At 53.4% G+C, this 15,106-nt stretch carries 15 protein-coding genes; 9 read left to right on the forward strand and 6 right to left on the reverse strand.

All coding sequences use genetic code 11. From position 1 onward, the window contains the following. Positions 1-161: 161 nt before the first annotated feature. The 3 genes from ydiJ to L3068_RS09280 all read left to right on the forward strand — a co-directional run bounded on the left by ydiJ (position 162) and on the right by L3068_RS09280 (position 3,905). Positions 162-3,218, forward strand: a complete 3,057-nt coding sequence (ydiJ, locus tag L3068_RS09270) for a D-2-hydroxyglutarate dehydrogenase YdiJ (protein WP_117581545.1) — start codon at positions 162-164, stop codon at positions 3,216-3,218. Continuing rightward, a complete protein-coding gene (gene menI, locus L3068_RS09275; protein ID WP_048996576.1) occupies positions 3,215-3,625 on the forward strand; it encodes a 1,4-dihydroxy-2-naphthoyl-CoA hydrolase in 411 nt (136 codons plus the stop codon). Before ydiJ ends, menI begins: the two co-directional genes overlap by 4 nt. Positions 3,626-3,710: 85 nt before the next feature. Continuing rightward, a complete protein-coding gene (locus L3068_RS09280) occupies positions 3,711-3,905 on the forward strand; it encodes a YdiH family protein (protein ID WP_003857766.1) in 195 nt (64 codons plus the stop codon). A gap of 50 nt (positions 3,906-3,955) precedes the next feature. On the opposite strand, the gene L3068_RS09285 is transcribed toward L3068_RS09280, so the two are convergent. Beyond that, positions 3,956-4,585, reverse strand: coding sequence for a helix-turn-helix domain-containing protein (locus L3068_RS09285; protein WP_214602795.1), 630 nt, complete (start codon positions 4,583-4,585; stop codon positions 3,956-3,958). 69 nt (positions 4,586-4,654) lie between these two features. Beyond that, complete coding sequence (locus tag L3068_RS09290) at positions 4,655-5,314, reverse strand: helix-turn-helix domain-containing protein (RefSeq protein ID WP_014883518.1); 660 nt, start codon at positions 5,312-5,314, stop codon at positions 4,655-4,657. Positions 5,315-5,732: 418 nt separating this feature from the next. Here L3068_RS09290 and L3068_RS09295 point away from each other — a divergent pair, with 418 nt between their 5' ends. The 6 genes from L3068_RS09295 (at position 5,733) to L3068_RS09320 (ending at position 11,719) form a co-directional block, all read left to right on the forward strand. Further along, positions 5,733-6,263 (forward strand): fimbrial protein, encoded by a 531-nt coding sequence (locus L3068_RS09295; RefSeq protein WP_032645360.1) that lies wholly within the window; start codon positions 5,733-5,735, stop codon positions 6,261-6,263. A gap of 78 nt (positions 6,264-6,341) precedes the next feature. After that, positions 6,342-7,019 carry a fimbrial biogenesis chaperone gene (locus L3068_RS09300; protein ID WP_117581543.1) on the forward strand — a complete coding sequence of 226 codons (678 nt, stop codon included), beginning with the start codon at positions 6,342-6,344 and terminating at the stop codon, positions 7,017-7,019. A gap of 45 nt (positions 7,020-7,064) precedes the next feature. After that, positions 7,065-9,593, forward strand: a complete 2,529-nt coding sequence (locus tag L3068_RS09305) for a fimbria/pilus outer membrane usher protein (RefSeq protein ID WP_117581541.1) — start codon at positions 7,065-7,067, stop codon at positions 9,591-9,593. 11 nt (positions 9,594-9,604) lie between these two features. Continuing rightward, complete coding sequence (locus L3068_RS09310) at positions 9,605-10,552, forward strand: fimbrial protein (RefSeq protein WP_023332795.1); 948 nt, start codon at positions 9,605-9,607, stop codon at positions 10,550-10,552. Positions 10,553-10,563: 11 nt separating this feature from the next. After that, complete coding sequence (locus tag L3068_RS09315) at positions 10,564-11,076, forward strand: fimbrial protein (RefSeq protein WP_023332796.1); 513 nt, start codon at positions 10,564-10,566, stop codon at positions 11,074-11,076. A 1-nt stretch (position 11,077) separates the two neighbouring features. Beyond that, positions 11,078-11,719 (forward strand): helix-turn-helix transcriptional regulator, encoded by a 642-nt coding sequence (locus tag L3068_RS09320; RefSeq protein ID WP_023332797.1) that lies wholly within the window; start codon positions 11,078-11,080, stop codon positions 11,717-11,719. Positions 11,720-11,813: 94 nt separating this feature from the next. On the opposite strand, the gene fdhF is transcribed toward L3068_RS09320, so the two are convergent. The 4 genes from fdhF to ycgZ form a co-directional block, all read right to left on the reverse strand. Then, the gene (gene fdhF / locus L3068_RS09325) at positions 11,814-13,964 is read right to left on the reverse strand and encodes a formate dehydrogenase subunit alpha (protein ID WP_032636849.1); all 2,151 of its coding nucleotides are present in this window, start codon (positions 13,962-13,964) and stop codon (positions 11,814-11,816) included. A gap of 181 nt (positions 13,965-14,145) precedes the next feature. After that, positions 14,146-14,424, reverse strand: a complete 279-nt coding sequence (locus L3068_RS09330) for a biofilm/acid-resistance regulator YmgB/AriR (RefSeq protein ID WP_014883526.1) — start codon at positions 14,422-14,424, stop codon at positions 14,146-14,148. 29 nt (positions 14,425-14,453) lie between these two features. Then, the gene (locus tag L3068_RS09335) at positions 14,454-14,774 is read right to left on the reverse strand and encodes a hypothetical protein (protein WP_032628871.1); all 321 of its coding nucleotides are present in this window, start codon (positions 14,772-14,774) and stop codon (positions 14,454-14,456) included. A 4-nt stretch (positions 14,775-14,778) separates the two neighbouring features. Continuing rightward, positions 14,779-15,018: a regulatory protein YcgZ gene (gene ycgZ / locus L3068_RS09340; RefSeq protein ID WP_008500634.1), complete on the reverse strand. Its 240-nt coding sequence runs from the start codon at positions 15,016-15,018 to the stop codon at positions 14,779-14,781. Positions 15,019-15,106: the final 88 nt, after the last annotated feature.

Here is a 15,106-nt window from a genome sequence, read left to right on the forward strand (position 1 = left end):
GGGAACGGAAAACCGCGTCTCTCTAATCATTAATGATCTCAGCGGTTTTTGACAGGCGGATTTTGCCCGTAATTCTACGAAGCACATAAGAAAAAAATGTGATAAAACTTTCCAGACACAACGCAAACGATTTCACATTACTCTAATTAGGGTCGACAGTAATGATCCCACAGATTTCTCAGGCACCTGGCGTCGTTCAACTGGTGCTTAATTTTTTGCAGGCACTGGAGCAACAGGGTTTTACAGGTGATACCGCCACGAACTATGCCGACAGGCTGACGATGGCCACCGATAACAGTATCTACCAGCTTCTTCCCGATGCCGTCGTTTTCCCTCGTTCAACCGCCGACGTAGCGCTGATTGCCCGGCTGGCCACGCAAGAGCGGTTCGCCTCTCTGGTCTTTACGCCGCGTGGCGGCGGCACCGGGACCAATGGTCAGGCGCTGAACCAGGGCATTATTATTGACATGTCGCGCTATATGAACCGCATCATTGAGATCAATCCTGAAGAGGGATGGGTGCGGGTTGAAGCGGGCGTCATCAAAGATCAGCTAAATCAGTATCTCAAGCCTTACGGTTACTTCTTCGCGCCGGAACTCTCCACCAGTAACCGTGCGACCCTTGGGGGCATGATCAATACCGATGCGTCCGGTCAGGGGTCGCTGGTCTACGGAAAAACCTCCGATCACGTGCTGGGCGTGCGTGCGGTTCTGCTGGGTGGCGATATTCTTGATACCCAGCCGATGCCGGTCGAACTGGCGGAAACGCTGGGTAAAGACAACACCACCATCGGGCGTGTTTATCGCACGGTGCTGGAGCGCTGTCGTGACAACCGCCAGCTGATCCTCGATAAATTCCCCAAACTGAACCGCTTCTTAACAGGCTACGACTTGCGTCACGTCTTTAACGACGATCTGACGCAGTTCGATTTAACCCGGGTGTTGACCGGCTCTGAAGGCACGCTGGCGTTTATCACTGAGGCACGGCTGGATATCACCCGTTTACCGAAGGTGCGTCGTCTGGTGAACGTCAAATATGACTCCTTCGACTCCGCGCTGCGTAATGCACCGTTTATGGTTGAGGCGCAGGCGCTGTCGGTAGAAACCGTCGACTCTAAAGTGCTGAATCTGGCGCGGGAGGACATTGTCTGGCACTCCGTGCGGGAGCTGATTACCGACGTGCCGGATAAAGAGATGCTGGGTCTCAATATCGTGGAGTTTGCTGGCGATGACGCGGAACTGATTGAAAGCCAGGTGACGACGCTCTGCCAGCGTCTGGATGATCTCATTGCGCAGGGTGAAGGCGGCGTGATTGGCTGGCAGCTCTGTAACGATCTGGCCGGTATTGAGCGTATCTATGCGATGCGCAAAAAAGCCGTGGGCCTGCTCGGTAATGCAAAAGGCGCAGCGAAGCCGATTCCGTTTGCCGAAGACACCTGCGTGCCGCCTGAGCATCTGGCGGATTATATCGTTGAGTTTCGCGCGTTGCTGGACAGCCACGGCCTGAGCTACGGCATGTTCGGCCACGTCGATGCCGGGGTGCTGCACGTGCGCCCGGCGCTGGACATGTGCGACCCGCAGCAGGAGATCCTGATGAAGCAGATCTCTGACGATGTGGTGGCCTTGACCGCCAAATATGGCGGTCTGCTGTGGGGGGAGCACGGGAAAGGGTTCCGCGCGGAATACAGCCCGGCCTTCTTCGGCGAACAGCTCTATGCGGAATTACGCAAAGTCAAAGCGGCCTTCGACCCGCATAACCGCCTCAATCCCGGAAAGATCTGCCCGCCTGAAGGCGTGGATGCGCCAATGTGCCAGGTTGATGCCGTCAAGCGCGGGACTTACGACAGGCAGATCCCAATTGCGGTACGAGCCTCCTGGCGCGGCGCGTTGGAGTGCAACGGCAATGGCCTGTGCTTTAACTTCGATGTGAAAAGCCCGATGTGTCCGTCGATGAAAATCACCAGCAACCGTATCCATTCTCCGAAAGGGCGGGCGACCCTGGTGCGCGAATGGCTGCGCCTGCTGGCCGATCGCGGCGTTGATCCGCTCAGGCTGGAGCAGCAGATACCGGAAAAACGGGCCAGCCTGCGCTCGCTGATTGAGCGCACCCGCAATAGCTGGCATGCCAGTAAGGGCGAGTATGATTTCTCCCATGAGGTGAAAGAGGCGATGTCCGGCTGTCTGGCCTGTAAAGCCTGCTCGACGCAATGCCCGATTAAGATCGATGTGCCCGAGTTCCGCTCGCGCTTCCTGCAACTCTACCACACGCGCTATCTGCGCCCGGTGAGAGACCATCTGGTGGCAACCGTGGAAAGTTACGCACCGCTGATGGCGCGCGCGCCTAAGACCTTTAACTTCTTTATCAACCAGCCGCTGGTGCGCAAGCTCTCCGAAAAGCATATCGGTATGGTCGATCTGCCGCTGCTGTCGGTGCCGTCTCTGCAGCGCCAGCTTGTCGGGCATCGCTCGGCAAACATGACCCTGGAACAGCTTGAGGCGCTCACCCCCGAGCAAAAAGCGAATGTCGTGCTGGTGGTGCAGGATCCGTTCACCAGCTACTACGACGCCCAAGTGGTCGCGGACTTCATCCGCCTGACCGAAAAACTGGGGTATCAGCCCGTGGTTCTGCCGTTCTCGCCCAACGGCAAGGCGCAGCACATTAAAGGCTTCCTGACGCGTTTTGCGAAGACCGCGCGGAAAACCGCTGACTTCTTAAACCGCGTGGCGCAACTGGGTATACCCATGGTCGGCGTCGATCCGGCGCTGGTGCTTTGCTATCGCGATGAATATAAACAGACGCTGGGTGATAAGCGCGGCGAATTCCACGTCATGCTGGTGCATGAGTGGCTGCCGTCAGCCCTGGAAGCGCGCGCGGTTCAGGATGTCAGCGGTGAACCGTGGTATCTGTTCGGTCACTGCACGGAAGTGACGGCGCTGCCCGGCGCCCCGGCGCAATGGGCATCCATTTTTGCCCGGTTCGGGGCGAAGCTGGAGAGCGTTAACGTGGGCTGCTGTGGGATGGCCGGTACTTACGGTCATGAAGTGAAAAACCACGCCAACTCGCTCGGCATCTATGAGCTGTCCTGGCACCAGGCCATGCAGCGTTTGCCGCGAAACCGCTGTCTGGCGACGGGCTACTCCTGCCGCAGCCAGGTGAAACGGGTAGAAGGTAACGGCGTACGCCACCCATTACAGGCTTTACTGGAGATAATTGGATGATCTGGAAACGTGCCGTCACGCTGCAGGCGCTGAATGCCATGGGCGAGGGGAATATGGTGGGGCTGCTGGATATCCAGTTTATCCGCATTGGCGACGATGATATTGAGGCCACAATGCCTGTCGATCATCGGACTCATCAGCCGTTTGGTTTATTGCACGGCGGTGCGTCCGTCGTGCTGGCCGAAACGCTGGGCTCGGTTGCAGGGTATCTCTGCACCGAAGGTGAGCAGAAGGTGGTCGGGCTTGAGGTGAATGCCAACCACATTCGCTCAGTGCGCAGCGGACGCGTACGGGGTATTTGCCGCGCGCTCCATGCCGGCAGCCGTCACCAGGTGTGGCAGATTGATATCCTCGATGAGCAGGATCGCCTCTGCTGCTCGTCGCGTCTGACGACGGCGGTCGTGTAAAGTTTTCAGATGAATTGCCTTTGGTCAAAAACTAGCCAGCAGGTTGTGATATACTGGTCAGGATTTGTACATAAGCGAGGACATCATGGATACTGAAATAACCCCAACACAGCTGGCAATTGAATATTTACGTCGCGATAAGAGCAACCTGTCTCCGGCGCAGTACCTGAAAAAGCTGAAACAGCTTGAGCTGGAATTTACAGATTTGCTGGCGCTCTCTTCGAATGAACTGAAAGAAGAGATCTACTTTGCCTGGCGGTTGGGCGTTCACGTCCATTGAGTGAGTGGTGTTGAAAAGGCCGCAATTGCGGCCTTTTTTGTGCCTGACATTCAGTATCTGGCAGGAAGTTTGTTGATTTTAAGGAGACGACCTTCTTCCATTTCGATAAACCCGCCGGTTTTTAAATCGGCCAGAATGCGCATGACCCCGCTTCGGGAGAGCTGGGTTTTCTCCCTGATATATCTTTCCGCCGTCACGCTGCCGCGATAGCTCTCATCTTCCTCCATCAGCTTTATGAGCTGCTGGCGAATCATCTCATACGCCGTCGGTGCCCCCTGAGGCATCACGTTGTTATAAAGACGGCTATAAACAAACATGAGCTGTTTTGAAAGCAGCCCCCACAAGGACTTTTCTTTGATGATGTCATTAACCCGCTCGGCGGTTAGCGTGCCTATCAGGCAAGGGCTTACGGTCTTGAGGTAGTCATTAAAATAAATGTCGGTCAGATTAGCGAGGCCGAAGAGGGCGGGGCTGCGGGCCGTGGAGAGCATCATATCGTCGCTTCTTCTGTAGATAGCGACCGTCCCCTCAAGAATTAAATAGCACATTCCCTGACCATCGATCTGAAGGTCAAGTAGCTCGCCGCGAGCGGTTTGTCGTGTCGTACAGTCAGGCAGTAAGTGAGAAATAAGCTCTTGCGCGTAGGGTGAGCCACGTTGAGGCGTTTCTGGAAGGGACATGGTCGCTGCTAACCTTTAAATAAACCTGGCTAAGTATAGCGTCTATCGTCTCTGGCGGCACGGCGGCGGTCAATATTTTCGTGGCAGATGATGAATGTCGAGCAACACGCCACGCTCCATGGTGATGTACTTCCCGGTGCGCAGTTCCGAGAGGATACGCATAATTCCGCTGCGCGAAAGATAGGTCCGGCTTTTGATGTAGGCTGCCGCCGTCGTATTTAACCGGATTGCGTCGGGTTCCTGCATCAGTTCTACAAGCTGGAAGCGGATAATATCGTAGGCCGACATTTGCGATATTTGCGCGCAATGTTCGTAGACCCGCGAGGCGGTATAAATAAGCAGCTTAGAAAAGTGCTCCCATAAATTATGTTGCGACACAATTTGATTGAAGCTCTCCAGCGGCACGCGGGCGATCTCTGCGGTCTCCAGCGCCCGGACATACAGGTGCTCAGAGGAAAACTGACTGCTGACACCGAGAATAAAAGGGGTAGATTCAGAGTTTAAAACAATGCCGTCGCCGCGCCGATGAAGCGCCACGCTCCCCTGGAGAAGCAAAAAGCATTGCCGAATATCATCTTTATAATAATGTACCGTTTCGCCACGGCCGATGATCATTCTGTTGGCCACAGGCAAAACATGTTTAATCAGCGTGTCTATATGGGCGAACGGTTTTAAATCCAGAACTGAGGACTGGTGATTATTCAGTTGGGTGGTTAAACGCGTATTCATAAGATACCTCACAGCGACGCTTTGTATGATCAATTTTTGATCTGCGAAGGGAATTATCTTAAAAATGAAGAACTCAGGGAATATTCCCCGGAGGTCTAAAAGTAGACCGGGGGATCTCAGGCGTCTAACGTTCTGAATCACAGGAGAAAGTGTGTCGGGTCTACAATTAGACTCGCTCACTATTCGATAATTTTCTGCTGTGATAAATGTTGTTTTTTCGTTAAATCACAGTCTACAGCTAGACCATCAAAAAGTTGTTTTCAGGAAAATGATTATATAAATTTTATCCAGTCAGTCAGAAAGACCTTATGCCATCGATTGGGAAATAAAAGAATGTTAACTGGTTCTTTTATCGGCTTTCTGCTACGTGAATTTCAATAATAAATAAAGTTATCCAGTAAACAGGAACATGATGATTATGAAAAAGAATATTATTTTAGCAATGGTAGCGGCAGGTTCCGCCTTAATGATGGGCAATGCCTTTGCGGCTGCGGGCACCGTAAACTTTAATGGCAACATCCTGGATTCAGCCTGCGATGTTGCGGTGGCCTCTCAAAACCAGGTGGTGGTATTAGGTGATTATTATAAAACAGAATTTCCAACCACCGGTTCAAGAACGGCGGCAACGAAATTCAATATTATTCTGAAGAATTGTCCGGTAACCGTGACCAGTGCCAAAGTCCGTTTTGACGGCACGCCCGATATGACCAATACGGATCTGCTGGCGATTGATACGTCCGTCGCCGGTGCCGCAACCGGGGTTGCCATCAATTTGATGACTGCTGATAAAGCTGACCTGCCGCTGCATAGCAGCAATAGCTACAACTATTCGTTAAGCAGCAGTGCTGACAATACGTTGGATTTCTATGCGCAGTATATTTCAACGGCGGCAGCGGTAACATCCGGTCCTGCAAACTCCGTCGCTAACTTCTCTGTTGTTTATAACTAATTACTCAGCAGCAAAAAGTCCGCTCCGCAAGGTGTTGTGTGGGGGCAGTCATTGCCCCCTTGTATCAAGAGGTTCAAAATGAATGTTATTAGCAAAGCCCTGCTGAGCGCGGCTGTTATTATGGCGTCGCTGTCACAGACTTCTGCCGGGGTTATTATTGGCGGTACCCGCGTTATTTTTGATGGTGGAAAAAAAGAAGCCTCCATCAGCATCAATAATGCGGATGAAGCCCCTTACTTAATCCAGTCCTGGATTGAGATGCCAGAAGGTAATGCTAATAAAGCGCCTTTTATCATCACCCCACCGCTCTACAGGCTTAACGGTGGTCAGCAGAATATTGAACGTATTTTGATCACCGGCTCGTTGCCGCAAGATAAGGAAAGTCTGTTCTGGCTGAACATTAAAGCGATACCGTCAGCCACGAAACAGGTTAATTCATTGCAGATTGCCGTGAAGACACGCATCAAGCTTATTTATCGTCCGGAAAAGCTGAAGGCGTCAACGCCGGAGGATCAGGTAAATAAATTAACCTGGTCCCGCAGCGGAAATAAAATCCAGGTCTCTAATCCTACACCCTATGTCATTAACTTTAATGACATAAACGTCGGGGGTAAAAAACTGGAGGAGGCCTCCTGGGTGGCACCGGGCGCAGTGGCTGCATTTAGCTTACCGCCCGGCATTTCTGGCAATCAGATCCAGTTCAGCGTGATTAACGATTATGGCAGCCCGGGAATAAGACACCAGGCCAGTTTTTAATAGTTGAAAAACGGGCGCTCTCATTAGTGGGTCAGGTTTATGATGATGGCAACGAAAAATATAAAAATGCAACCCGCGCGTCTGGCTGTTTATATCACCTTCGCGCTGACGCATGCTGTATCTGTGGCGCATGCCCGGGAAACCTTTAACGCCGAGCTGGTGGAGCTGGATAATCCCGGGATGGCAAAAGCCGATTTATCTGCGTTTGAATCCGGTTCGCAGGCACCAGGGAAATACCATGTTGATATCATTCTTGACGACCAGCTTATTGAGACGGGCGATATTGATTTTATTGCAGTAAACGATGAGAAGGGAAATGACAGCCTGCTGCCTTGTCTGAGTATTGCACAGCTAAAAAGCTGGGGCGTCAAAACCGCACTGTTCCCCGGCCTGACGAGCGAAACGACATCCTGTGTCAACCTGCAGGCAATCCCGCATGCCAGTACCGATTTTCAGTTCGGCGCGCAGCGGCTGGTCATCAGTATTCCTCAGGCCGCGATCGATCTGCCTGCACGAGGGTATGTTTCCCCGGAACAATGGGATGAAGGGATCACCGCCGCGATGCTCAACTACAGCCTGAGCGGGGCGAACAGCCGGGCAAAACAGGCCGGCATTAAGAACAGTAACAGTCAATATGCCAACTTACGCCCGGGCATTAACGTTGGGCCGTGGCGGCTGCGCAACTACACCACCTGGTCGCGGGATGAGACGGGCCAGGACACGTGGGATACCGTCTACACCTACGCACAGCGGGCCATTATCCCGCTCAACGCACAGCTCACCCTGGGCGATAGCGCCGCGCCCGCAGACGTGTTCGACAGTATGCCGTTTCGCGGCGGACAACTGGCTTCCGACGACGACATGCTGCCGGATTCGCTGAATGGCTATGCACCCGTAGTTCGCGGTATCGCGCGGACCAATGCCCAGGTGGTGGTGCGGCAAAATGGCTATCATATTTATCAGACCTATGTTGCGCCTGGTGCATTTGAAATTACGGATATGTACCCCACGGGCGGCGCGGGCGATCTGGATGTCACCATCAAGGAAGCTGACGGCAGTGAGCAACATTTCACTCTACCGTATGCCTCCTTGCCGGTATTGCAGCGCGAGGGGCGCCTGAAATATGCGGTGACCGGGGGCCAGTACCGCTCTTATAACCATAACGTTGATAAGACGCCGTTTGGGCAAATCACCGGGATCTATGGTCTTTCGCGAGGCGTCACGCTCTACGGTGGGTTGCAGGCGTCGAGCAAATACCAGTCTGTCGCAGCCGGGCTCGGGAAAAACATGGGCGATTTGGGTGCGATTTCTGCGGACGTGACCCAGGCCTGGTCCACCCCGCAGGACGGCAAAAAATCCAACGGGCAATCCTGGCGCGCGCGTTACAGCAAGAACTTTGTGGGGACCGGAACCCAGTTTTCGATTGCAGGCTACCGCTACTCGACCCGCGGTTACTACGGCATGCAGGAGATCCTCGATTCCTGGGGTGACAGCACTGCGCTTCAGGACCGGCGTCGCAACCGGGCCGAACTGACGATGAGCCAGACGTTAGGCAACAATCTGGGTTCGCTGACCCTGAGCGCGGCCCGTGAAGACTACTGGAATTCGGGTAAAACGATGGCGTCATACAGCCTGGGTTACAACAACTACTGGCACAACATCAGTTACGGACTGACCTGGACTTACAGTAAAAACGGCAGTGCGGGTTCTTATGATGGTAATAAACGATACGACAGTGATCGGCTCCTGGCTTTCAACGTCAGTATTCCCCTTGAGAAATTTTTGCCGCAAACCTGGGCTAACTATGGCGTGAGCGCCAGTCAGCATAACGGCATCACACACAACATCGGTCTGAACGGGGTGGCGCTGGAAAACCATGCGCTGAACTGGAACGTGCAGCAGGGGTACGGGTCGGATGGCGTGGGCTACACGGGCAACCTGAATGGTGATTATAAAGGAACCTACGCTGAACTGACGGCGGGCTACAGCTATGACAAAAACAGCGAGCGCCTTAACTATGGCCTGCAGGGAGGCGTTCTCGCTCACCGGGAAGGGATCACCTTCTCACAGCCTCTCGGTGAGACCAATGTGCTGGTTAGCGCCCCGGGTGCGCACGATGTTGATATCCGCAATCAGGCGGGAGTCAAAACGGATTACCGGGGCTATACGGTGGTCAGTAATCTCTCCGTTTACCGTAAAAATGAGATCGCCCTTGCTCCGGAAAGTATGCCGGATGATGTTGAGCTGGAGATTAATACCCGCACAGTGACCCCGACGCGTGGCGCGATCGTGGTGGCTGATTATCAGGCGAAGGTGGGGCGCCGTGTGTTGTTTAATTTAACGCATAACGGCCAATTTGTTCCCTTCGGGGCAATGGCGAGCCTGAACGGTGTGGATAACAGCAGCGTTATTGTTGGCGATAAAGGACAGGTCTATCTCACCGGTCTGGATGCACGGGGAACGGTCGTTGTTACCTGGGGGACGGAAAGCGACCGGCAATGCCGCGCACCGTTCGTCCTCCCTCCGCCATCATCGGCAGGCGGAATTACCGAACTCAACGTCAATTGTCTTTAGGGTTTTTTAAAATGCGCTTAATTACGATGATATGTCTGCTGTGTATCGCAGCAGGCTGGAGCAGTGCCCATGCAGGCACCTGCACGACGATTACGCCCCAGGAATCTACGTTGTCCATCGGCACCATTACGGTGCAGCGCGATGTGGCCGTTGGTACCGTTTTATTTTCGCGTAATGCGTCAATCACCAGCGCCTATTTAACGGGATGCACGAGTCCGGTAATGCTGGGATTTAGCATGCGATATCTGAATGCAACCCAGAGCGCTTTCGGAAATCACGTCTATGACACAAACGTGAGTGGAATTGGTATTCGTTTTTCATCTGGGGGATATTTTGAAAATCCGACCAATACCTTTTCCTATACCGCGCAGGCCAGCTATGTCGAATGGTGGGGCGGTAAAATAGAACTTATCGTGACCGGACCGGTCGCGTCAGGTTCACTCACGCCGGGAGTACTGGGCGTGGTGATGCTGCAGGGGAGCGATGGCATTTACCGTGATGCTCTGACGACCACGCTGCTGGGGGGAACGGTTAACGTGCTGGCCTGCAGCATCACCACCCCGCAGCTGACGTTCCCTATCGGCGATATTTCTGCGGCGACGTTTGGCTCGACGGTGGGCACCACACCGGCGGGCGCCCGGAATACGCAAAATCTTGGACTTAACTGCGATCCTGGCGCCAACGTGAATGTTTCGATCAGCGGTATTCAGAACCCGGACGTTGCGACGACGAGCGTGCTGGCACTTACGGGGCAAGGGAATACCGGCACGGCGAAAGGGGTTGGCGTTCAGTTGCTCTATAACGGCACGCCGCTGGCGTTAAATACGCGCCTGCCGTTAACCGTTGCCGCGGGCGGTCAGCAGACATTTCCGTTAACGGCGCGTTATTACCAGACAAAAACGACGGTTGAGCCCGGCACGGCCAATGCCTCTGCGACCTTAAATTTGACGTATCAGTGATGGATAAAGCGATGAATATTTTGCGCACGGCCGCGCTCGCCGCCACAGTAATAAGCAGCAATATCTTTGCGGCGGACAGCGTTAATGTCAGCGTTACCGGCAATATTATTGCCGCTCCGTGTATATTCAATGGAGGGAATGCCAGTCTGAATATTAATCTTGGCAATATACAGGCATCAAATATGGCTACGCCGGGATCTTCATCCGATCCTGTGCCCTTTAACCTGTTATTTACCCAGTGCCCGACGGGGACGCGCAGCGTGACGGTCTCCTTTACCGGCACTCCCGATCCGGATGCGGGAGCGGATTATTACATGAACAGCGGTTCGGCCACGCACGTTGCGATTGCGATGAGTGAGGCCGCGACAGGCGTGCTGAAAGGAACGGGTGCAAGCCTCACTCAACCTGTTTCAGCAGACAGAACGGCAACGATAGCCATGCTGGCATCGGTCAGATCCTTCACCGGCGGTGCGACGCCGGGGAGCATCAGTGCCGTCGTGGTCATGACGATGCAGTACAACTGATATGCTGAATATTGTGATTAAAGAGACCGACGCATTTTTCAGAGCGGGGTTGCAGTGTTTTCTTGTGGACTTCTTCTTTCATAATTTCAAACATCTGCTTCACTTTGACGGCGAACTTTCTCATGAAAATGTCAGTGCCGCCGATATTATTTTTCTCTCTTTATGTCAGGGGGAAACCCTGACCTGTTATCCTGAATTACAGGCGCGGAAAAAAGGAATTGTGGTTGGGCTGGTGGATGATGAACACCGTTTCTCGACATATCCGTCCTGTTTTCAGGATATGATTTTTATCTCCCGCCGCGCTTCGCTGGACAGGATCACCGAGGCGCTGTTTATCGCATGGTACCGCACACAGCTCTCAAGCTTTCACTGGAGGAAGAGAAGCTGCAGCGAATGCCAGCATAAAATATTATCGCCACAGCAAATTCGCGTTATGGTGAATTTTTACAGAGGATTATCGGTAGGGCAGATCGCGAATAAGCTTAAAACAAGTGATAAAACTATTTTTACCCATAAATATTTGCTGATGCAAAAATTCAACCTGCGCAGTGATTTTGAGCTGGTGGCCTTGATTCACAGGATGGTGGAGAAGAATACCCCTGGAAACCGGTTGCGAGACTATCTGACTCACCATCATGGTTAACCAGTATTCCCAATATCATACCAGGGGCGCAATAGTGTCATTCATGATCGCGCCCCTGTTTCTGCGAATTACAAAACCGTTAAGCCTCTTTTCCTTACACGTTCACGGCATTGATCAACCGCGTTTTCATCGTCTGGTAAGACGATGCCGCAAAATCCTCCGCCCAGCGCTGGTCCTCAATGGCTTCCAGCGTTACCGCGCAGTACTTGGTTTCCGGCGTTTTAGAGACAGGGTCAAGGTTGTCCTGCGTTAACTCGTTGCAGGCGCCAATCCACCACTGGTAGGTCATATAGACCGCACCGGCGTTGATACGCTCACTGATGCTGGCGCGGGTGATGACCTTGCCCCTGCGTGAACGAACCCACACCAGTTGGCCGTCACGGATGCCCAGCTTATCCGCATCGGCTGGATGCATCTGTACCCGGCCAGGTTCGTCGGCCAGGCTTTGCAGCGCGGCGCAGTTCCCGGTCATTGATCGGCAGGAATAATGTCCCACTTCACGCACCGTGCAGAGCACAAGAGGGTAGTCATCATCAGGGGTTTCTGCCGGTGCGCGCCACGGTGCAGCAAAGAGCTGCCCCTTGCCGGTTGGGGTGTCGAACTGATTGTCTTTGTACAGGTATGGCGTTCCCGGATGATCCAGCGTCGGGCACGGCCACTGCACGTGGCCCATTTCGCCCATTTTTTCATAGGTCACGCCATAGAAAAGAGGGCACAACGCGCGCATCTCGTCCCAGATCTGCTGGTTATCGTCGTAGTGCATCGGATAGCCCATTTCGGTGGCGAGCAGGCTGATGATCTCCCAGTCACGCTTAACGTTGCCGCTGGCCTGAATGGCCTGGCCAAAACGCTGGAACCCCCTGTCGGCACAGGTAAAGACGCCGCCGTGTTCCCCCCAGGAGGTGGCAGGGAGCAGCACGTCAGCCACTTCCGCCGTTTTGGTCATAAAGATGTCCTGAACCACGACAAAATCGAGAGCGTCAAAACCGCTGCGGACCAGGCCGAGATCGGCTTCCGTCTGGAGCGGATCTTCCCCCATGATGTAATAGGCTTTGACCTTGCCTTCCAGCGCCAGGTGAGGCACTTCGGTAATGCGCGTCCCGACGCGATCGTCCATCTTGTTGACGTCAATTCCCCAGGCATCGGCGAACTTCTGTCTGACGGCGGGATCGGTCACATCCTGATAGCCGGGGAACATATTCGGCAGCACGCCCATGTCACAGGCACCCTGAACATTGTTTTGTCCACGCACGGGACCGACGCCGACGGCAGGACGGCCGAGGTTGCCGGTCAGCAACGCCAGGCTGGAAAGTCCTTTAACCACATCCACAGCCTGACCAAACTGGGTCACGCCCATTCCCCACATCACGGTGGCGGAAGGGGCCGCCGCGAACGTACGCATTGCCTGACGAACGTCACTGGCGGGAATGCCGGTGAGGTGTTCAACCCGCTCTGGGGCATACTCTTTGACCGTCTGCCGATAGGCTTCAAGCCCTTCAGTAAAGCGTGCGACGTAGTTTTTGTCGTACAGCTCCTCTTCCAGCAGCACATAGCCAAAAGCGTTGACCAGCGCCATGTTACTGCCGTTTTTCAACTGCAGATGCTGGTCGGCAATGCGCGCCGTTTCGATGCGGCGCGGATCGCAGACGATGATTTTTGCACCGTTTTCCCGGGCTTTCAGCACGCGACGGGCGACGATAGGGTGGGAGTCTGCGCAGTTGTAGCCAAATACCAGCAGACATTTTGAGTTTTCAATATCGTTGATTGAATTACTCATTGCGCCGTTGCCAAGTGTCTCCTGTAAACCGGCCACGGAAGGGCCGTGACAAACGCGCGCGCAGCAGTCTACGTTGTTCGTGTTCAACACCGCACGGGCAAATTTTTGCATCACGTAGTTGGTTTCATTACCGGTGCCGCGTGATGAACCGGTGGTCATGATCGCGCGCGGACCGAATTGCGCTTTGATACTGCTGAGCTTGTGGGCGGTGTAGCGGATAGCCTCTTCCCAGGTCACGGGGGTGAATGCCTCTCCCTTACGATAACGGATCATCGGTTGGGTCAGGCGGGGAGTGAGCAGACGGGTGTCGTTGAGGAAGTCCCAGCCGTAAAATCCTTTCAGGCACAAGGTCCCCTGGTTTGTGACCCCCTCTGCCGCTTCGGCGCGGAGGATACGGTTATTTTCAACAACAAGGTTTAATTTGCAGCCTGCACCACAGTAAGGGCAGACGCTGGCGATTTTTTTCATCAATAACAGACCTGTTAAGAAATGAAGCAAAATGACTGGTAAGCCCAGTCCCGTAAAAGGGATTAAGCAGAAACCATGCCATATTTAAAGTGCTTGTTTTACAGGGTGTTATGAGGGCGGGGACGTGTCATCGCCAAATGTTCGTCAGTTTTGACGATGACACGAGAGCAGCGGCTGGGAATTAAAGGTCGTCCATGGTGTAACCCACGACGATTTCAAGCGTCTTACGAATAACATCCGCCTGAACAACATCATGGGTGGCTTCCAGCGTCTGGATGAGCCACAGAATGATGGCTTTATTTGACAGATGGCCTTCGGAAGCCAGAACACAGCGTACTGCAGTAGAAAAAACAGCGGACTCTTCAGCAAAACGATCGCCTGCGTGACGGAAATACTCCGACAGCGCGCTTTCTAAAAAAGCAGAATGGTATTCGGGTTGAAGCTGAATATTTTGTCTCATTTGTTCTCACCGTAGCTGTTAAATTGCAGTCAATGTATTTTTTTGGGATCGGACGGTTTTCCATTTCCAAATAACGGCACTACATTGTCTCGGTTATCATTGAGAGGTCCCTCTCTTGTTATTCGTCCTTGCGCGGTTCTGCGACGTTTTAATGGGAAGCTGTTTGAGCCGATTTCGGCAATCACCTTCGCCAGTGTCTCCCGCCGCCGGGGATCCTTTTCATGTACTTTCATATCCCGCAGACGCTGTACAAGAGCCTCAGTGGTGATCGGGCCGTGCTCTTTCAACAGAGAAAGAACGGCTTCCCCAATCAACTGGTCAGTCAGCTTATCTGCGTCACTGCTATTCATAACCTTACCGTTCGAAGAGCAGACCAAGCAGCATGTGATAGTGCTCTTCCTCTTCAGGGCCATCGGCTTTTTCGAGGCGGCTTAACAGCTTGGTACAGAGCGATTTGCGATTAAGGTTTCGCCCGTCGCTCAGGATTTCAACCACAACTTGTCCCAGCGTTTCCTGTTGAGTGGGAAGCGCGGCTTTTTCGAAGTACTGTGCGATCGCTGCTGCGGAATCTGCGACGTAACCTTTCTGCTGCATGTTTCGCTCCTGTAAAATTTTGTAATCAGTAACGTTACATTTAAGGTATACACAATTTCCAAATCTGTACATAAAAAATGTACAGATT

The organism is Enterobacter cloacae complex sp. ECL414, from assembly GCF_021869685.1.
Lineage (GTDB): Bacteria > Pseudomonadota > Gammaproteobacteria > Enterobacterales > Enterobacteriaceae > Enterobacter > Enterobacter kobei.